This window comes from Cellvibrio sp. ARAG 10.3 (assembly GCF_051846955.1).
Taxonomy (GTDB): domain Bacteria; phylum Pseudomonadota; class Gammaproteobacteria; order Pseudomonadales; family Cellvibrionaceae; genus Cellvibrio.
The window spans coordinates 94,742-117,392 of sequence record NZ_JBPYCU010000002.1; the positions used below are offsets into that span (position 1 = coordinate 94,742).

8 protein-coding genes are annotated in these 22,651 nt (G+C 47.4%); all 8 read right to left on the minus strand.

The genetic code is table 11. From position 1 onward, the window contains the following. Positions 1-23 precede the first annotated feature (23 nt). Entirely contained in the window at positions 24-14,231 is a 14,208-nt protein-coding gene (locus ACSV5M_RS03140) for a filamentous hemagglutinin N-terminal domain-containing protein (protein ID WP_439174113.1), read from the minus strand. A 262-nt stretch (positions 14,232-14,493) separates the two neighbouring features. Next, positions 14,494-16,695 (minus strand): hypothetical protein, encoded by a 2,202-nt coding sequence (locus tag ACSV5M_RS03145; protein ID WP_439174114.1) that lies wholly within the window; start codon positions 16,693-16,695, stop codon positions 14,494-14,496. A gap of 320 nt (positions 16,696-17,015) precedes the next feature. After that, positions 17,016-17,984 (minus strand): TonB family protein, encoded by a 969-nt coding sequence (locus ACSV5M_RS03150; RefSeq protein ID WP_439174115.1) that lies wholly within the window; start codon positions 17,982-17,984, stop codon positions 17,016-17,018. Positions 17,985-18,025: 41 nt separating this feature from the next. Further along, the gene (locus tag ACSV5M_RS03155; RefSeq protein WP_439174117.1) at positions 18,026-18,517 is read right to left on the minus strand and encodes an ExbD/TolR family protein; all 492 of its coding nucleotides are present in this window, start codon (positions 18,515-18,517) and stop codon (positions 18,026-18,028) included. Then, the gene (locus ACSV5M_RS03160) at positions 18,514-19,053 is read right to left on the minus strand and encodes an ExbD/TolR family protein (protein WP_439174119.1); all 540 of its coding nucleotides are present in this window, start codon (positions 19,051-19,053) and stop codon (positions 18,514-18,516) included. Before ACSV5M_RS03160 ends, ACSV5M_RS03155 begins: the two co-directional genes overlap by 4 nt. 3 nt (positions 19,054-19,056) lie before the next feature. Continuing rightward, positions 19,057-19,674, minus strand: coding sequence for a MotA/TolQ/ExbB proton channel family protein (locus ACSV5M_RS03165; protein WP_439174120.1), 618 nt, complete (start codon positions 19,672-19,674; stop codon positions 19,057-19,059). A 74-nt stretch (positions 19,675-19,748) separates the two neighbouring features. Beyond that, positions 19,749-19,931 (minus strand): hypothetical protein, encoded by a 183-nt coding sequence (locus ACSV5M_RS03170; RefSeq protein ID WP_439174121.1) that lies wholly within the window; start codon positions 19,929-19,931, stop codon positions 19,749-19,751. 33 nt (positions 19,932-19,964) lie between these two features. Next, a complete protein-coding gene (locus ACSV5M_RS03175) occupies positions 19,965-22,643 on the minus strand; it encodes a protein kinase domain-containing protein (protein ID WP_439174123.1) in 2,679 nt (892 codons plus the stop codon). Between the last annotated feature and the right edge of the window lie 8 nt (positions 22,644-22,651).

Below are 22,651 nucleotides of genomic sequence, written 5' to 3' on the forward strand. Positions count from 1 at the left end.
ACAACGAGCCTGCAAGCTATTCACTATTGTTCGTACTCGTCATCATAATATAACTGATCGCGCGGCAGAAGAATCGAGATGTCGTCATAGAAATAGTTGCGCACACTGGTGAAGATCGCAGGGTTCACTTCTTCCAGCGTTTCTACTGCAACCAATTGCTCACTTCCCGAGGCCAGCAAGTCAGACAAGTTGCCCTGAATCGTCGACGTATTTTCTACGAACTGCGGTGCGGTATCAAAGCCCCATAAAGGCGACCAACTTCTCAAACCACCGATAAACAGTGAATCTTTCACATAAATAACCAACGGGCGGCCGGGACTGCCAATGTTACCCGTCGGTGCAATCAAGGCGGCATTGCGAGCCACTATGTCGGGGTTATTGAGATTGGGGGAATTGACCGCCGTCAAATCGCCTTGTGCCACATTAATGGTCAAGGTGCCGATGTCATAGTTGCCGTTCATGGTGCCGCCGGCCAATCGTGCATCCGGTTCGTTGCGAGTGAAGAGCAAGCCGCTGGTATTATCCAGTGTGACGCTGCCGGCGAGATTACTGAACACAATATTGCCGTTGGAACGAAGGCGATCAACACTGACCTCCTTGCCGTTCTCCAGACGGATATCACCCTGATTATTGCTGACAGATAACTCGCTTACCAGCGTTTCAATGACATCATTAGCCCCTATACCTGCTTCAGCGTCAACAACCAGACGTTGCGCTGTCACATTGATGGTTTGACCATTGTTGTCAGTTACGGCACCGCCACGTGCGGCCAGCGTCACCGCACCGGCTGCGGTTGCCATCCTGGTAATGGCGAGGTTCGCTGCGCGATAAATAATATCGCCACTTGCCCGGGCCTCACTATTACCTGCCATTGCCAAATCACCCGCGACATCAATGGCGATGTTACCCTGCTGTGATTGCACAAGTCCTTGTTGTTGGAGGCCTCCCGCAGCAGACACAATATTAATGTCGGCTTGCCCCATAAGATCCCCCGCCAGATTAATATTTCGCCCTTGAATATCTATTGCACCGGTACTGGCAATGATGTCGTTGTTGATCTGAGCATTGCCAAGGGCCGACAGTGATATATCCGTGCCCGCGTTCAGGCTTCGTGCTGTTATATCTGCATCTGACTTTATCTGGATGGAACCCGTATTCGCGGTCAGGGCGGTGCCCGAGTTCATCGTGATGCCTGAGGCTGTGATATTGATATCGCCATTACTGGTCGACAGATTATTTTGTTGTGTAATGACTCCGCCAGTTACGCTGATACCATTTTCAGCGTTGATCCTGTTCATATTCAAGGTGCCACCAGCAAACACTTCAACAATATTGCTCTGGGTGGCATAAGATCCGTTCATCAGTAGATCCGTTCCTGCACTCAACACGATCCTGTTGTTCGCCCGGATATCGGCATTTTGGGTCATATTTTCCGTCGTGGTAACACGTACATCTGTACCAGCCGTAATCAGACCGTTTTGCATCAGGTTATTTGCGGTTACCAATATCATTTGGCCATTAAGCGTATTGAGCTTTCCATTCAGCAGCGCATCAGCTTGAGCATCTAATTGAATTGCTGAAGCAGTAATATCCCCGGCAACAGAGAGATTTTGTCCGGCGATATTGGCTTCACCATTTGCCTGAATATTACTGCTCAAACTGACAGCGCCTTGATTGCCATTCAGGTTCAGGTTGTTTGCCGCAATGGCACCATTGGCGTTGATGCCTTGCGCATCGATATTGACCGTACCTGACGCATCGACGCCTATCAGCGTGACCAGATCCATGTTGTTGATCGATACACCAGCGGCTGAGCCAATCTGCACAGAGTTAAAGTTATGTTCACGGTTGGCCAGGTTTATGTTGCCACCGGAAACAAAACTTGTTAGTCCATTAACATCAATGAAACCACTGCCGTTGATGACTCCATTTGAATTAATGTTGAGCTGCCGCGCGCTAATGTCGGCAAGGTTGGTTGCAGTCAGGTTGCGGAGGTTAATATCACTCGCGGCAGAAAGGTTCAAGGTTCCGCTTAGCGCATTTTCTTTATCCAGAATCACATTGCCATTGGTGGACGTTGCGTTAAAACCCCGCGCTGACGCTAAGGCAATAGAAGATGTGAGATCACCATTGAGCAGTAGGTCAATAAGGCCATTGGCTGAGAATTCACTGATATTTAATGTGTTTTGCTCATTCAGATAAACAGCCCCATGGGTAGATCGGATATACAATTCATTTATGTTGACATTCAAGCGATTATTTTCGCTGCCGACGGCGGCCGTACCATCCAGGCGCAAACCTGCAGCAACGATCGAGCCACCCGCCGCGGAGGTAACCTGCGCATCTTGAATGGTTAATAGCTGCGGAATATTAACCGTGCCATTAACAACAACCTGATCACCGGCGGATGCCGCAATCACCAGATTATTTTTATTGTTATAGGCAACAGATGTGACGTCGTTAAAGGTGTAAGCGCGATTGCGCAGAGCGATAGTGTCGGCCCCAGATGTGGTGTTTATGGTCAACGAGGTCGCGATGATGCTATCAACAATATCCGTCACATCGGAATAGCTGATGGTGTGAGCGTTGCTAGTGTTATCCAGATAGCGCAATTGCCCGTTTTGGGTTGACGTAAAACCATGTTGTGCAGTAAAGCCTGCTCCTCCGCCAGTCGCTGTCAGGCGATTGTTGCCTGTTCCCCCAACGAAATTGACTGTCCTTGTGGTGCCAGCAGTAACCGTTGCTTCCAACACATCGTTACCGCCATCGCCATAAATACCGCCAGCAATAGCGGCATCCCCCAGGACAAAAGCGTCATTGCCGAGTCCACCGGACACAGAACCGGCAAGGCTGCCCTGCGTTAAATTGAATTGATCGTTTCCTTCACCGCCGATTAAGGCAGTGAAGCCTTCAAAGATAATTGTATTATTGATATTGCCGCTGTTCTGTCCGATAAGGTTCCAGGTATTTGCGCCTTGCCCTCTGAGCGTGCTGTTCTGATCGTTACCGATAATCCGCTCGATACCCCGGTAGCCCAGGCCCGAATCGGCCAGCAGCACATCAACGCTGCCCAATCTGCTCAAGTCAAGACTGTCCTCGCCAGACGCCGGTTGAGTCGAGCCATCAAGATATCCATCGAGCGAGCCCTGCTCATAAAAGACGAACTGATCTTTACCTGCATTCCCGATAAGATTTCGGAAACCGATAAACTCAATTACCCCGCTCGCGTTAGCGAGACTGCCAGTATTATTGCCTGATATCGACCAAAGGTTGTCGGTACTGTCAGACAATAAGGTATTTACAAAATTGTTATTCGCTTCAATCTGTTCAAGATTGATAGCGCGGAGTTCATCGTCAACGGTTGCGCTGCCGGTCAATTGTAAACTGATGTCTCGATTCACACCGGTGAGATCCAGCGTATCAAAACCGGCACCTGCCCCACCATCCATAACACCCGACAGGCTGGCATTCTCATTAACAAAGATGAAGCTGTCGTTACCTGTCGTACCGGTCAGATTTGCAAACCCTGTAAACATCAAATGTGTGTTCAATGAACCTGTATCAACATCAGTGATGCGCCAGGTGTTAGCCCCTGCATCACTAACCAACTCGTTGTTAGCGTGGTTGTGTGCATTAACGCTCTCAATGCTCAGGATATTCATGTCAGCCAATGCGGTTTCGCCTACGCCAACCACGACAGAGGTATTTGCATCCAATTGGGAAAAGTCAACGGTATCAATGCTGCTATCCGAGCCGCCATCAATCAGCCGCAAGGGCCCTTCCAGCGAGCGAATGTAAAAATTATCCACCGCTGATCCGCCGGTCAGACGACTGAAACCGGAGAAGGCTATCTCTGTAACATTCGTTGTCAGACGATTGGTACCGTTAGCATTGATATCCCAGGCATTGGCGCCATCAGCACTGATCAAGTTACTGTTGGTACTGACATTCGCGATGATGTTGGTAAATCCAAAGACTTGGGTAACGCCCTGGATCGGCGTGAAAGCATCAAGGTTAGTCAAATCCTGCGGCACATTTTTTATCTGTATGGTTTGGTCCGCCGCAGACGCGATCGGATTATTGCTGGATACAGCGGCATTAAAAATATTATTGCCTGCCCCGCCATTGATGTAACCCAACAACACACCATCTTTGTTGCCATCGCGGGAAAAAGTAAACTCGTCGTTGCCGGAACCACCGCTGAGGATATTAAAATTTTCGAACGAAATAACGTTGGTCGAACCATTCCCCAGGGTAATGGTAATCTGACCATCGTTGATGCCATCGGTTACTGAATCAAAACTGCCGATGGTCCAGATGTTATTGCCGCTGGTAATACCAATAACACTGTTAAATTGTGCATCGCTTGATCCGCCGTTGTTACCCACCACGCCTTCTATGCCATTAATACCGGTCACGCCCAGAGAGCCGTCGCCTCCAAGCGAGACGGTAACATGCGCATTCGTGTTAGAGTAATCCGCAAAATCGATACCGTCACCATCGCCCCCGTGAATCGTGCCCGCAATAGAGCCGCCGCTGACAACCTCAAAACGGTCGTTGTTCTCACCGCCGCGCAGCTGACCAAAATGATGGAAACGCGTCGTCCTTTCGAGCGAAGGAGAATCGGCGCGCGCCACACTCCCTGAGTTGATGCCATCGATGGTCCAGATATAGGCTCGATCACTGGCGCCATAGAGATAATTATTTTCAGCTGTCGTTACTGGCGCAATGATCTCCTCCATGTTAATCGCGTGCAGGTTATCCGTGTTGCTGTCAAAAAGCTCTACAATAACTGCCTGCCCAAGTAAGCTGAGATCAAGTATATCCTCGACCGTGTTATTTCCGCTGGTTCCACCGTCGATCAAACCGGTAACGTCGCTGGCAGACGTGGTAAATATAAAGTTGTCCTGACTTGCTCCTCCGACGATATTCTGCATGCTGCTAAATACGAGGTGCGTTGTTAGGTCGGTACCTGGCGAGCCCAAGCGGCCGGCATCGATGTTATCTATTTGCCATTGAGTTGATTGATTTTGGCCGACCAATGTATCTTCGGCGGTTCCACCTTCCAGATTATGAATGTTCGAAAACAACGTGACATAATTTGTCGCATTTAAGGTTTCGGCAAGGCTACCGGAATAATCTCCTGTTAAGGTCCAGATGCTATCCTCGTTCCTGCCTCTTAAAAGGTTGGTTCCAGTTCCACCATCGAGGCTGACTGCGCTGCCCGCATTAGCTGCACTGATAAAAGAAAATTCATCATCGCCGCCCTCACCGGCTAACGAATTCACCGCCGCATTAACGGTGAAAATATCATGCCCTTCGCCGCCGTAAATACTGCCAGTAAATGCGGCGTTAATAACGAACCGATCAATGGCATTGCCGCCCTGCAGTATTTGAATATTGCTGAAGTCGGCTACATAGACTTCGCCACCGCTGACACCCAGATTATTACCGTTTGAAAGGTTCCAAGTGTTGTCGAGGTTACGCGCAATTAATCTGTCTTCTCCGTCGCCGCCATCAATACTGTTGGTGCTGCCATCATTACCAAGGCTGGAAAACACAAACTGGTCATTGCCCGCCTCCCCCAACAATGCGCTCACAACGCCATTAATGCTGAAGAGGTCATCGCCACTACCACCGCGGATTTCGCCATCAAATGCAGCATCAATCAGAAAATTATCAACTGCACTGCCACCCTGAAGAATATCCACATCCTCAAAAGCGATCACATACGCTGCGTTGGCAGCATCAGCCAGGCTGTTACCCGTTGCTGCCAGGTTCCAGTTATTGGTGGCATTACGCCCAACCAAGGTGTCATCCCCGTCGCCGCCCACAATAAGTTCAGCGCTGCCTGCATTACTTACAGCAGAAAAAATAAACTGATCATTGCCATCTTCCCCGCGCAGAGTATTGGCGACTGCGTTGATAGTGAAAAGATCATCGCCATCACCACCTGAAATAGTGCCGTCAAACGCAGTATTGATATTAAACACATCGATGGCATTGCCGCCTTGCAGAATCTGAATGTCCTCAAAAGACGCAACATAGGTGGGGCCATTGGTAATGCCTACGGAATGACTACTTGCTGCAATATTCCAGATGCTGGCACTATTGCGCCCTACCAGCGTGTTTTCGCCATCGCCACCCAGGATACTGGTGGCAATGCCATTGTTGTTGAGACTATCAAACAGGAAATTGTCATCACCATCTTCACCGGAGAGGAGGTTAACCGAGGCATTGATATTGAAAATATCATTACCTGCACCAGCAAAAACGTCACCATCAAAATCGGCATCTAAATCGTAGGTATCGACGGTATTGCCGCCTCGTAATACCTGTATATCGGTAAAAGATTGAACATAGTCACTGCCGCTGCCAGTAACCCTTAAACGGTTGCCGACATTATCAATAAGCCAGGTATTGGCAGTATTACGTCCGACCAAAATGTCATTGCCACTTCCGCCATCTATCGTAGCGGCGCTGCCGGCGTTATTAGCGGAAGAGAAAATAAACTGGTCATTGCCGGCTTCACCAAAGAGGGAATTAACTGTGGCATTGATATGGAAGATATCGTTGTTGTTGCCGCCGAGGATGCGGCTAAATAGATTATTCTCGATATGAAAGGTATCTTCAGCACTGCCACCTTGCAGTGTTTCGATGGCAACAATACCACTAACGTAGGTGTTGCCACCGGAAACTAATGTATTGCTAGCACCCAATGTCCAGATGGTTGCTATATCACGACCTATCAAGGTGTCAATGCCGGTACCGCCATCAAGGACATTAGCAACACCGACATTATCAATACCTGAAAATATAAATTGATCGTTGTCTGATTCGCCGTATAGATTGTTAACCAAAGCATTAATATAAAAAATATCTGCGCCGCCGCCACCAGCAATAGTTTCCAGATAACTGCTGTTAATACTAAAGGTATCAACGGCGCTTCCACCCTGGACGCGTTGAATACCGGAGAAACCAGTCACATAGATTGTGTTTGAATTGCTGATACTCAGGCTATTGGCATCAGCCCCGAAATTCCAGGTGGTAGCGACATGGCGCCCCAAAAGCCTGTTTTCTCCAGCGCCGCCATCAATAGCGACAGCACTGCCGGCATTATTTGTACTTGTAAATATGAAGTCATCGTTGCCATCTTCACCAAACAGATTATTGGATGAAGAATTAATAACAAAGATATCATTACCGGCACCGCCATATATTTCCCCGCCAAAGCCACTATTAATAACAAATGTATCAACAGCACTACCGCCTTGGAGGGCCTGGATATTAGTGAAGCTTTCTACATAGATAGAATTATCCTCGGAAGTCAGATAGTTAGCCGCGTCTGTAAATTGCCATATGGTGGAACTATTACGGCCGTTCAATATATTTTGCCCTGCTCCGCCATCTATCCTCGTTGCTCGGCCTGCATTATTTGGACTGGTAAAATTAAATTGGTCATCGCCATCCTGGCCAAATAATGCACTCACTGAAGCATTGATATTAAAAATATCATTACCGTCACCGCCATATATATTCCCGGCAAAGGTGTTGTTGATGGTGAATGTATCTATACCATTCCCACCCTGAATGGTCTGAATATTGGAAAAATACGCCAGATAAATGTTGCCCGTAGTGATGCCAAGACTATTTCCCGCCCCGGAAAAGTGCCAGGTGTTTGTTGTATTTCTGGCAATAATCGTGCTTTCGCCATCAACACCACCGGTGATGCTACCCGTTATAGCGCCTGAATTTTCATGATCAAACGTAAAAATATCTGTGCCAGCACCACCCTCCAGATTACTGAAGTCGATAAAGGTTATGCTTGAACCATCTGCAAGATTGACCTCACCGTCATCTAACCCATCTATATCCGGGTTACTACCAATGCTGGAATCGAAGTCAAAGATCGTCCAGATATTGGTTCCCGTCGTGTTTGCCGTTTTTAAGGTACTGGTTGCGCCATTACCAATAAACTGCTCAATGCCGCGAATACCATTAATCGTTGCTGCACCCAGAGTTACAGCAACGTTTTCAATACCTGCAAAGCTAATAGAATCGATTCCATCACCGCCATCGGCATCAACAATACTGCCATTATTGGAGAATAAGAAAGTATCAGCTCCGTTACCGCCAATGAGATTTTCAACGTTCTGAAACTTGGCGTAAGGTATCAGTGGATTGACAATTTCATCAGTTATCTGGCCACGATTCTCACCATTGATAAGCCACGTATTTGTTGTATGTCGAGCAAGAAGTGTATCTGTACCATCACCACCAATGATATTTCCTTCAATAAGACCATTGCTGGAAAAGGTAAAATAATCACTGCTTGTTCCACCGGTAATATTTTGTATACCGGAGAATGCAACGCGATCGGCTGAGCCACCATTAATTTGTACGGATCCACCATTTAATATATCGATTTGCCAATCGTTGGCTTGGTCGCGCCCGATAAGCGTGTCCGACCCACTGCCAACTAGAGAGTGAATATTGGCGAAATCAGCAATAGTGTCTGAACCATTCAGCAAATTGCCTTGGCGACTTCCGGTGAGAGTCCAGGTGCTATTGGAAGTGTTATTCAACAAGGTGTTAATTGCCGAACCGGAGCCGCCGTTAATTGTCCCGGTAATTGACGCGCTTTCGGATACTATGAAGTTGTCGGTCGCTGTGCTGCCAATCAAATTGGCGAAGTCAACAAAGCGAATACTATCGCCACCATTATTGGATACCATGCCGTCATTGATGCCATCAGCTTCAGTAACGATTTGTCCAAGGTCATTAATTTGCCAGGTGTGAATGTTCGTCGCATCGCCCTGAACCGTAATAGAACCTTGGCCATTGCCCATCACGATGTCAGCATTTAATACCCCGTTGATGCTCTCGCCGAGAAGAATCTCAATGTTTGCGTTGATGTCAGCAGCGATACTGACAATATTGTTACTACCTACGGCATCTACAATACCGCTGTATTCATTCTCCATGGCAAAAATAAAGGTATCTATCTGATTGTTGCCACGAAGATTTTCTACATCAGAAAAACTCAATAGATAGCCGTTCGGGCCAGGAGTTTCCAGGGTGCCTGACGTGGGCGAGCTCAACGTCCAGCTGTTCAGCAGATCATCAGCCTGAAAGGAATCCTCAGAGCCACCGCCGTTAATTTGCTTTACATTACCGCCATTTAACACAAAAAGATCAACTTCTGATCCACCAACAAGATGTTCAATATCGCTAAAGAAAATGGAATCTATATCACCGTCCCCTATGTTTCCCGCATTGCCGCTCGTGATAGTCCAAGTGCTACCAATATCAAAGCCGTTCAGGGTGTCATCACCGCTGCTGCCCAAGATATTAATCGTCGATGTAAAAAAATTTGTATGATTAAGGAAAATAGAACCCGCTGATGCCAGTTCTATATCAACACTACCTTGCGTATTGTCATCACCGGCTTGTGCATTAATATCACCATTCAACGCAATCGACGCATTATCACCCAAGGCTGTGACAGAAATGGAACCGCCGTTAGCGGCTCCATTACCCGATGAATTCAGGGCGCCGATACTGATATCTTCAGCAGTAATGTTAATGGACCCACCGGCGGTATCGGCAAGCGCTGCGGAAGTGTTGATATCACCGGCGTAAAAGCCCGTTGCTGATGCAACCAGGGTATTCGCGTTCAGGCTGCGTAGCTCCGCTTCCACTGATTGTGCGTTAACGTCGTTAACGGCATTGATATTCAGGGTACCCAATCTATTAACCAGCCCTACGTCTTGTCTAAACGTAATATTGTTTGCAATGAGGTTAAGATTCCAGGCGGCGTTGTTGTCAGAATTAAGTGCTTCGTTAAAAATAATGTTTCCTAAAGCCACATTACCGGAGGCGCCCTCCTTAGCGCCTGCACTTATGCTGAGGTTGTTAGCTAATTGGACTGAACCATTAAAGTTGATATCAGCACTTGCGCCATTTTGGTGATTCGGGTTACCTGCCAGCCCACCTTGCGCGATTAAGTTTTCATTTAATTTTATGCTCTGCCCAAGAGCTAGCGCTGTTATTTCGATACCTCCAGCTTGGCCACCATTTCTATTATTAGGTCCGGCAGATAGGTGCCCATCTCCTCCGCTTGTATTTATAGTTCCTGTTTCGATCCAACCATTATTGGACGCAAGTGATACGGCACCACCACTCCCACCTGCTCGAGCCCCGTTGTTGTTCGTGCCCCCTGCGCCAAGTGTCGAGATACTGGCAACCGTCATATTATTATTGGCAGAGAGTGTGACTTCCCCTCCATTGCGATTTGACGTATTACCTGCTGCACCATTTGCAGTGATAGCGCCGACGTCAAGGTTGCCATTTGCCGAGAGGGTGATATTTCCCGTGGCCCGCGTTGAATCGCCACTGGTGTTGATATCTCCAATGAACAAATCATTCCCGTCAGACAGTACTAGCGAGCCCGCAGAAGAAACACTAACCACACCGACGAAGTCATTAACCTCGTTGAAAAGATTAATACTTTTATTGGCTGCGCTGAGCGAGGTTTGTCCATTTACTATTAACGAAACCGTGTCATCAAATTGCGTAACTTCACCGCCACTGGTCAGCGTAAAATCACCTCCAATAGACGATTGTCCAATAACGGTTCCGGCAGGATTTGAGTTAACTAACTCAACGGTCCCTACACTGTTAAATACAAGCGGCCCTGTGAAGCTGTTATATGTGTTTGTTAAAGTAACGTCCCCGGCGCCAACATTAACTGTAAACAATCCGGCTACAGATAAGTTTTCGGTTTGGCTAACACCTGGAGCATCTGTACCAACTACACGGCCCCGGAGAGTGAGATTTCCTGTACAGGTGGCAGATTCAAGGCAAGTTGAATCTGTAATGACTTCTCCTAATGTAATGGATGATGTGGCTGCTATGGTGATATCGCCTCCATCCGACCATGTTGCCGCTTCTTGAAGCCCCTCACCATTATTAGCATGGTCCGTATTAACAACGGCGCCGGATGAGTCAAAGATATAACCGGAACCAGAAAAACTTCCGCCAGATGTATATATATCCGCGTTAATATTTAATGTGCCTGTGTTGGTATTGTCCGCATCGGCAGCTAATCTGACTTCAAGTAAATCTCGAGCATCACCAATACGATCATAAACCAAGGCATCAATATTGATATCGCCATTCGCCGTAAAATCAATATAGGTTTCTTCATCATGTGTAGGTAAAGTCCCCTCCGCATCAATATCCCTTGGCCCGGTATCGTTATAATCAAGTGTTCTCGCAAGTGTTATGTCTCCACCCGCTGTTGCTGTTACTGAACCTACACGCACAGTATTATTATTGTTTGTTGAGGCAGCATAAGAAAAATTCATCAAACCAATAATAATATTGCCATCTGAATTGATTTGGATATCTCCGCCTCCAGCGCCAATAGGTGCAGATGACGAAGTGGATGTATTAATTAGGGCGTTATTTAAATTACTGTTAAAGGAGCCGGATTCGAGCACCATAAAATCGCCACCGCTCGTCGCGACGGTTGATCCAATAGAAACTGCACCAGAGGACGTAACTAAAAATACACCACCACCAGTACTGATTAGTGCATCTCCATCATTAAAGTTATTAGAAAACTCAGAAGATGAATTGACGGTGAAACTACCGCCCGCCGTATCAATAGCAGAACCGACAGAAACTGCACCAGTGGAATTAATGGTCACATTGCCGTAAAAGCTAGTAGCATCCTCGTATGTACCTAGCGTACTAATGCTTGCGCCACCATCATCCCCTGTAGTCACAGAAGCTGAATTAAGGATTGTGAAATTACCACCAGAAGTCGCGATGGCACCCTGAATATCAATAGCGCCACCAGCGTCAAGTGTTATATCAAAGATATCTCTCTCATCAGTTGACCAGGAATCGGTAATTGAACCGAGGATATTGATGTCGCCAGCAGAAGTAATGGCTAAAAAGGAATCCTGGCCATTATCGGGATCAGTATCATTGAAAATCTCTGTGTCATTAAAATCAATATCTTCATGCAAATAAACATTGCCACCAGCTTCAATGGTCACGGAGCCTGAGCGTATAGCCTCATTTGTGTAAAGATAGCTAAAATCAACTGCACCAAAATTCACATCGCCAGTGGAGTTGATAGTGATATCACCACCGCCGAAATTATTAAATGTATTGATAATTGATGTGGCACCGCCAAAGTTGCTAGCTAAACTTGAGGAGTTGAGAACAGTAAAGTTTCCTCCATCAGTTCTAATTGGAGAGCCAAGCGATACCGTTCCCGTCATATTTAAATCAATATTACCTCCGATTGCAGCGCTTGAACTATTCCTCTGATGGCCTGTATTAAGAATAATATTTGTGCTAACCGGCAAATCAAAATTAATACCGCTTGCAAAAAAACTGCCTCCTCCAGTAAAAATTTCTGTGCCTGTTCCCCATATTACACTGCCATTTTGCGATATCATTTCAATGTTGAGAGAACCTTGTGATCCAATTCCACTTGCTCTTTCAAGAGAGAAAGAATTCAAATTTATATTATTGTGCGCATCTAAAGTTAATGTTGCAGCCCCCAAAAAGTTATAACTCAGATCTGTGTTAAATGTTATGTCACCATCACCAGCTCCGTCACCCTGAATACCTGTTGTTTGGACAATAACATTTGCACCATCGGAAAGTGCATCTTTTAATAACTCAACATAAAGTGTAGTACTACCATTACCTGAAGAAAAAACATCATCATTATTATTAATCGTGCCAGGTGTTGACTGTATCGTAATGCTATAAGGGTCAATTAGCCAATGACCACTCTGCGCCATTGGTGAAATGACTTCTGGAGCACGTGATATCTCAATTTTTTTTAATCCAGAGGTTTCAATAAACCCACCATTACCACCAAGTTCACCACCACGCGCACTCAATGCACCATAAATACGAGCAGTATCTGAAGCGAAGGTAATAATTTTTCCACCATGGCTGTCTAATATTCCGTCAGCACGAACGCGCGTATCCTGCCCAAGATAAATAAAATCAGCGTTACGAATGCGTGTGTTACTACCGCTTTCATCGCCACCAATCAGTACTTCACCACCGCCATGAGCGCCTGACACACTTACGTGTGTTTCATCAAACAGCCCTACTTTATTACCCAAGATTTTGATCTCGCCACCAATGCCAGCCGTTGCTACTTCTGCCAATACACTTGCAGACTCTGTGAGACGTGTTGTGTCAGCACTATGTAACTCAATATCCCCGGCGTTACCTGTATTCGTATTCGCCCAAATCTGACCACTGTGGGTAACATTTTCCCCGAGAACTACAATTTGTCCTGCATTGCCAAGATCACTGGATACATCAAGCGAGCCGGTATTAATCACATCCGCGCCTGCACCCAGTGTGAAACTTCCGTCCTCATGCACCACCACACTGCTTGCAGAATTCAATTCACCATGATTCACCGCCTGGGAAAAAATATCCTGACTGGTGCTGGCACTTAACAAAATTCTGCCGCCCTCTGCAGAGATCTCGCCGCTATTGATTACTGCTATATCAACGCCTAACTCATCCTGTAGAACTTCTTTGGTAATTCGAACACCCACCAGACCTTGTTGGTCGAAGGTCACGACAGCTTCTTTACCCGCAGTCAGGTTTACCGCTCCCAGCCTTGCCGAAATCATTCCTTCGTTTTTTACCTGTTGCCCAATCAGGGAAAGCGAACCACCTGTTGCCGCGTTAATAATTCCAGAGTTAATTACCTTGCCTTCGCTTCCCTCCAGAGCGGTCAGAGTGAATTCACCATTCATAAAATCTGCCGGGTCTACGCTTAACCCACTGGCAATCATGCCGCCGACATTGATATGTGAATTTTCACCAAAGAACACACCGTTTGGATTCACCAACAAGATATGACCATTAGCCACAATACGGCCATGAATCTCCGAACCTGTGTGACTCAGTACCCGATTAAGAGCCAGGGATGACGAGGACGGCTGAATAAACTGCACCCGCTCATCAGCCGCTACATTAAAACTCGCCCAGTCAATCGCCATACGATCAGTTTGCTGTTGAATGGTAGTATTCAAACCTGACTGATCAATTGAGCCGCGCCCGCCGACGACCCGCCCGCCTTCCGGCCCAGCTAATACCTGAGGAGACAATATCAGTTGTGATGCAGCAGTTATTGCCAGGTACAGGGCTTTACGAGTTTGAAAAGGTGGTTTCATAAAAGGTGACTTTTGATTCTCGGAAAAAATAAGGCAGTAGAATTTTTGGTTATATGGTTTATTAAATAAAAAGCTATTCAGGGGGGACCGTCTCTTCTGATTTGAAATGTAGATGTGAAACAGAAGAGCTTTCAGCCAGCTCTTTGGCTACTCTTACCTCTATAATTTCTATAAAACCAGTCATGAAATGATGACCATTAGACGGGTTTATATTGATTATGGGCGGTTTCATAAAGAATCCCTTCTCGCACATCCCTATGAATTAAGGGTTTTCAGATTTGGAAAAAATTACTCTGTGTCCAGTGACTAAATCAACTGCAACAATTGCCTTTAATACGCGATCCGAAACGAAGACGTAACTTGACGGGTTATGTATAGCTATACCGTAGCTTTCAATCAATTCTACACTTGTATTAGGAACATCTGGGCCACTAAGCAAAGCACGGTTGCCGGTGAGAAGATCAACTGAAAATATTTTGCCGCTGAGCGCTTCCGTCACAATTGCTCGTCCATTTTCCTTATCAATAGCTATGCCTGTAATACCAGCTAGTCCAATCTCTCCAAAAGGCTCTCCTGTCCCAACGGTGTTATCTGAGAATATACTCCTAGCACCACTTAATCGATCTACGGAAATAATCTTCTGATTGTCGGCATCCGTTACTAGATAACGGTAATGTGATTCATCTAAAGCTATGCCATATGACGTACCTATCGGATTTTCCGCATCAGGAATTCGGCCTTTAGAGGATGAAATAATGGTAACTTCAGAAAGCGCTGAGTTAGTGCTAATAACTTCTCCTCCCCAATTTGTTGCTGATATCACCTTCAATTCCGGATCAAGGCGATCTAACAACAGTACTAGCCCATAAGATAAATCTCCATTATTAATATCTCTGACGGAATCTGTATTTAACGGAATAGCACGAATCCTACTACTGTCCTTTAAATACAATTCATTAGTTTCGTGGTCTAAAGCCACCCCCCATATAGAACCACTAGGGCCGAACGGTTGAGGCTCAAAGAATGGGGTACGCTCTCCGGTCAATAGATTAACCGTCATTACTTCCGGGTCATCACCGCTTACTGTTATAAGCCTGTTAGCTGGGCGATCAATCGCAATGCCAACTACACTACTAAACTGATTATTAGTGTCTGGAAAGGCTTCAGTAATGACCCCTTGCCGAACCATCGCTTTAACATCCCCATCAATCGATATATTTCCTGCTGAATCGGTTGTTTGAATAAGTAAGTTGTTATCTTCACCGATCAATAGAGGAAGTTCGACTTGCCAAGTTTCATAGCTATCTAGAGTCTCTACTTCAATCCCATTTACAGTTACGCTAGTAATTTCACTGTAATCGTCTGTAGTAATTCCTCTTACTAAAATGGAATCACTGTCAGTCATAGAAACCGGTGGCGGAAACATAAATTCAGCAACAGGCGCCGTGGTATCCGCTAGCGTTGTAATCTCAAAACTGCCTTGTACACCGCCGATATTCAAAGTTGCGACCCGTGATGTATTAAGACTGCCAGATGCAGTAGCACGCACCACAACCTCCTGCCCTGCGTTGACCGTAGATTCAACAGCGGTGAAGTCACCATCATCAATGGCATATTCACCACTAGTGATACTGATGGGTACAGCCACATCAATATCGCTGACAGTGATTTGATTTGAAGTGAGCGCTGCACCCAGCGCTGCATCTGTGATTGGTGTGAAACTGAAGGTGGCTGGTGTGGTATCAGGCGCTGTGGTTACAGAAAAATGAGCGGAGAGCTCACCAATTGTCAGTACGGCTTGTGTCTCGGTATTGGTATCGGCTGAACTGTTTAGCCTGACAGCGACGGTTTGGTCATTGGTTATTGTGCCGTTGGCAGCGGTATAGGAACCACCAGCGATGCTGTATTCGCCACCGGTAATACTGATAGGAATGGCAGTATTGATGCCGCTTATGATGACAGTTTCTGAGATTATCTGCGTTTCTACAGCGGCATCAGTGACGGCAGGAAAAGTGAAGGTATCCGGTGTCGTATCATCGGGACGAGTAGTGACAGAGAAGGTTGCACTGATGTTACCGATAGTTAATGTCGCTTGGTTGGTTGTGCTGCCTGTTTCTGAGGTGGTAAGCCTAACCGTTACGGATTGCCCATCGGTGACCGTGTTATTTGACGTGGTGTACTCACCAGAGGCAATTTTGTACTCGCCACCAGTGATACTGATGGCTGCGGCCGCATTAATACCGTCAACAGTGATGCTGTTTGATTCCACAACAGCATTCACGTCAGCATTAGATACCGTGATAAATGTGAAGCTGTCCGGCGTGGTGTCACTAACCGGTGGTGGTGGATCAGTCGGATCATTGTCATTACCGCCCCCGCCTCCGCCACAGGCGGTCAATACCGCAATCAATCCTAAGATGAGAATGTTTTTGTTCCAATACTGCGGTATTTGCATGATCGTCATGACGATGATTGCTCCTTTTGACGGCTTTCTTAAAAGCTTGGGCAGGCGCCGAAATCATCATGCCTCAAGCGACGCAAAGCGTGGCAGCGGTCACATTGTATGAGTGTGACGGCGTTAAACGTTGCTATTCAATTTATAAGCAGAACACCCGGTTTCAGGAGGTTGCCACCGGCAAAAAGCCAGGTTCCTGACACAGAGTCGGCGAGTGGTGGCAGGCCGGTACTGTAACCTTTAGCGCCACGGCTGGCTGTAGGAAATCGACTACGATTTGCGTAAGTCATGTGCTTCCGAGTCACGATTAAAGTCCCTTTTTATTACAGTTATGAAGGTAAAAATTCGATGGGATAAGTCACTGTTACCGGGTCTACATCATGGGCTTCGAATTTAAACATCTTGATCCGGCTGATCAGTCTGGCTTCAAGCGCCGGGTTATTGAGTTCGCTGGAAACGATCTTGACATGGGTGACTTCCCCGTTGGGGGCGATGGTAATCTGAAGGACAATCTTGCCTTGTAGGCCGGGTGTCTTGCGGCGCTCGCGCTCGTAGAGCGAGTATAGGCTGCCTTTATTTCTATCGAATACAATGGTGACGTCTTCTTCCGAGCGACCATTGCCAGAACGTGTAGTGGCCGCTTTTCGTGCGGCACCTGCATTTTGGTCATCATCCTCCGCAAATAATCCGCTTCTGACGCTGGCAATTTCCCGTGCCGATAATTGCGTTCCACCCACCTGACCGGTGTAGCGCCCGGAATCCACTCCGCCGCCACCGGCGGCAACACCGGCGGTAATGACATTGGCATCATGACCGGCAACAGCATTGGCTCCCGCTGAATCATTAGAAAGATTACCAGCGACCTGTGCACTGGTTTCTGTGGTATCCATCAGGTCATGCAGCTCGCTGGACAACGCCAGCAGACCACTTTGCTCAGCAACTTCACGCGCTTTCTTTTCAGTTTCGGTCAAGGGTTTGCGCTCCACTTCACTAGGGCGCTGACGCTCAACCGTGGGCTTGGGCTCAACTTTCGGAAGCGGCTTGGGTTCCGGTTTTGGTTGCGGTGGCTGAATGGGAACCGGTGGCTTTTCCCGTTGAGCGATAAATTTGGCGATGCGATCCGGGACTTCTACACGGGCACGCCGCTCCTTTTCCGGCACAGGCACAAATGAAAGCCCAATTGCCAGGATGACAATTACCGCCGTAACTGCTGTCGCCAGACGATTGAAGCTCTGCGTATTGTTGTCTGCAGGCTGCCAATCCAGCGCTAATCGTTTGTAGGTAATTACTGCTGCCATCCCGAATCCATATTTTTACTGTTCACTGAAACAAGCCTTTTCTACGCCTTGGGTTTGGCTTTTTGTACTGCTGCAAACGCAATACGCGTGTAATTGGCCTGTTGACATGTAGTCAGAATCTTTCGGATCAAGTCGTAAGAAATATTTTCATCACCCATGATGGTGACGCGACGGGCTTGATCACTGTCAGTTGTGGACGATCCGGCCAGAAAGTCCAGCTCCTCTTTCAGGCCCGGTATGATTTCATTTGCGGCCACTAATACATCAGCCACCTTGGCAACGCTAACGCCTTTTACCAGCACATCTTCCTGGGTGACGGCAATCACCAGCGTTTCATCAGGGACTGTTTGCGAACTGGACGCAGGTAGACGCAAATCTTTGTTGCTGGGTAGTTGTTGCGTATTGGACGAGCTAACCAACAAGAAAAATACCAGGATGGTAAAGATATCCATCAGCGACACCAGATTAAGTGCCGGCGTCCGGGCTTTCTTGTGGTGGCGCTCCATGCGCCGAGCGCGACGAGACATCTTCATGGCTGCGCCTCCTGAGCAGGTGATTGTTCAGGGTCCATGACGGTTACCGCAGGCGCGTCACCAATGGAAATGTCAGGGAATAACTCAACCGTTTCCAAACTGGCCAATTGCACGACGTCCGCACTACGGACATGATCCATCACTTCTATCATGGTCTTATAGTTGACGCCAGGCTCCAACAATAAGGTAATGTTTTGCTCGTCGGGAAATCGCGATTTAATTTCAATCAATACTTGTGAAAATGTTTTCCAGTCTTCTCCAGCCGGGTTACGTTCAATGCGACGAATCAGCCCCAAATTCGCATCCTGAATGTCGAAACTGGATTCCCGCACAACAAGTTGCAGTGCCAGCTTTAATTCTTCCTGGGCATTTTCCTGCGCTTCATCCAGGGTGGGCAAATTAAGTTCCAGCACCGTCATCCGTGAAAAGACGGCGGTAATCAACAGAAACGGAACCAGAATAACCATCAAATTCATGAACGCTGTGATATTTAATTCTACAGCCTCCTGAAGATGCTTTCGCCGGGGAAACTTCATGGGTTACTCATCTACCATCAGGTTCGAACATTTAACGGCAGCCATCTCAATGGTGTCGATGAGTTTGCTGGTACGCGTAGCGAGGTAGGAGTGCAATAACAACAGGGGAATCGCCACAATCAATCCGAATGCCGTGGTGTTCATAGCGACCGAAATACTAGCTGAAAGCAGGTCGGCTTTTTCCGCTGGATCAGCGGCGGCAACCGCCGTAAAAGCCTGGATTAAGCCGATGATGGTGCCCAGCAAGCCTAACAAGGTTGCCACGTTGGCCAAGGTTGCCAGGTAATGAGTGCGCTCCTCAAGCTCTGGCATAACTTCCATAACACCCTCTTCCATCGCGGATTCGATCTGCTCGCGCTTGACGTTGGGCTTCAAGCGTGCAAAACCATAACTTAATACCCGAGCAAGAGGATTTTTGGAGTCCGCAACAGATTGTTGTGCCCGGCCAAAGTCATTGGCTTTCAGCATCGGATTAATTTGCTTCCAGATTTTGGTGGTAGATTTTGCTGTGCGCGACAGGTATAACAAACGATCCAGCGCAATCGCCAATCCCAATGCCATCACCACAAGAATCGGGTACATAAACCCCCCGCCGGATTGGAAAAATTTTACCAGTTCCATACTTTTACCTTTTATCTGCGTCTACCATTTGTTTAGAGGCTGTCTTAAAAATCATTGAGCGGCCTGATACGAAATTAAAATAATTGATCATCCGCCTGCTGGCCGCTTTGCCCTGCACTTTTTGCACCGTTATATTCTTCGTCCATTTGATCCAGGACGCGTTTACGTTGGGTGCGGTATTCTCCCATAGAAATATTGCGTTTGTAATATTCCTGAAACAGATTCTTGATGACCGCCGCATATTTGGTTTCCTGCATAAGCGCTACCTGTGTGCCTGTTGTTGGTTGATATTACCCATCTATCTCGCGCAATACCCTGAATCCGGTTATTGCATCCGCGCGTCCATCATGTAATACGCTGCTGTTAAAATCACATTCTTCCATGGCTGTTTCAAACGAACCACCCACCGCAAAGTGAGTGCCGCGATCATTAACCCATTCACGTGCATTACCCAGGTAATTAACCACTCCCCAGGCATTCTGCTGCCCGATCGTCGCCTTGATCAAGGCGTTACCTTTTTGAATGCCGCGCGAGTTAAGTTTACAGTTTCGATTTGGGTCTACACGTCCGTTGCCAGCCTTGGCTGCGTACTGCCACTCTGCCAATGTCGGCAAGCGATAACGGCGCCCCGATTTATCACTCAACCATTTCAGGTAAGCATTAACGTTGATCAAAGATAAATTTGTCGCGGGTACATTACGATCTGTATCGGAAACAACCGGACACGCCTTTGTTGCCTGGCAAAATTCATTGAATTCATTGATCATGACTTCATACTTGCCAAGCGCAAAGGTTTTAATACTGCCTTTTCCGGGGATAACAACCATTGCAGGTGCGTTGCTGACGCCTGCCATCCGGTCGCGACAACTTGTGCCCATACCGCGCGCGCCCAGCCCCGCCAGCGAAGTGCTGCACGGATCCTTGGGTACTATCCTGATGCCGGCAATCGTCGCATTACCCCTGAACAAACGCATGGCTTGTACTTTTGCTGCTTCGCCACGTTCCGGAAATGATGAGCCGATACGTTCAATACATTGTGCAAGTGTTAGGGTAATCCGCGGCTCTTCCCGACCATAGCGACCCGCATCAAGTGATTGCAATTTGGTAATGGCAATTTCAAAATCTTTCATGTCAATATTACTGCGACATGCCAGTTGTTTATTGACGTTCTCCAATGCCACATCAAATGCGGTTTTTCGTTCAGCAATAACCTGCGCTTCTTTGGCTGCGCGTTGCTGCTCTTGCGCCAATAATGTCTGCTGCTTCTCCCGTTCCGCATCAAGGCGTTTCTTATCTTCAAGAGCTTTGGCAATACGTTCTTCGAGCGCTTTGAGTGCTGTTGTATCTTGCGTATAGCGGCCCGCATTAGCAGTCCATAATTGCGCGTTCTCAAGCGTCCCTTCGGTCAGGGCTTGTTCAATATGCTTCAGGTATAGCTGATAAAGCTTCGCTTCTTGCTCCGCCAGCCAGGTATCTTCTTTACCTAATAATTGCCGCAATTCCTGCACCTCGTCCCACAATTGCTTTTCCCAGGCGGGCGTAAACAATGCCGTGCCATACAGGTCGGTTACCGATTGCATTTTCATCTCAAGGCGCAGTTGTTGCTCAATCTGATTACGCACTTGGTCTTCTGATAATCCGGCCTCTTCTATGGGTTTAAATTGATAGTAAGCGCCTCCGGCAACTACAGCCAACAATAATATACCGAACACAATCTTGCCGAGATGCCCCTCTTTACGGGTAATCTCTTCCCAAAAGGCTTCGACCGACTCAGTGCGGTTCTCTCGATCAAAAGCCAGGGCGCGCTCAATAGCTCGCCATTGCCGTTTGGTCAGGCCGGGGATACGTTTGGGTTTAAGCTTCTGCCGTTTTGCTTCGTCGGCGTGAACACGGTTGTAGGGATGTTCACCGGTAAATAATTCGTATGCGATACAACCCAGTGCATAGATATCATCGCGCACATCCGGGGTTTTACCTTCCAGCATTTCGAGGCTGGCATAGGCCGGCGTTAAAGCACCCAGGTTGCCCGCATCAAATACCGTGCGGTCGTCATGGCTGTCTTCACGATGCTCGGCTTTAGCAACGGCGCGCGCAATCCCGAAATCAAAAACCTTGGCAGTGCCCTTGGTATTCACAAAGATATTGCCGGGTTTGAAGTCGGAGTGAATAATGTTCTGGCCGTGAGCGTAGATAAGCGCTGAACAAATACCATTCAGGATTTTCCACACTTCTTCTGTAGGCAATCCGATGGAGCGATACTGGCTGATCAATTTATCCAGAGGTTTGCCGTCCAGGTATTCCATGGTCATATAGACCGTATCACCGTCGCGGTCAAAATCATGGACGTTTACGATATTCGGGTGAGCGATTCGCTGGGTCTTGCGCGACTCACGTTGTAGCGCGATAAAGGCTTCCGGATGGGCTTTAAACTCGTCACTCAAGACCTTGATCGCTACATAGGGATCACGATCCTGGGCCTCGACCTTCAATAAATCCTTTGCTTTATAAACCACTCCCATACCACCGGCACCGAGCAGCTCCTCAAAGACGAAGCGATTTTTGATGATGCCGTAGTCACTGGTGGGCTCACTGTTTTCAACCAGAGCCTCAGGTGCAACCCGGGTAACATCCTGCTCCTTTGCTTTTGCAGCAGGTGACTGTGCGGGTCTTTTGGGTGGAATAAAACGCGTTTTATCGGGCCGTTCTTCTGCTTTCGGTATTTTTTTGTCGGGGATAATACGCGTTTTATCCCCGCTGTCACCAGTCGGTGCGGGTGTGGATTTAACCCGGGTTTTGTCTGAATTGTCGCTGGCAGCCGGTGATACTTTCACCTGCGTTCTGTCTCCGCCATCGCCAGTTGCAGGTTGCTGCTTTTTGGGTGGCGCGAAGCGCGTTTTATCCTCACCGTCAGTGGCAGGATTAATCGGCGCTTTAATGCGTGTTTTGTCGTTATCGCCCGGATTATTCATCTTGATGC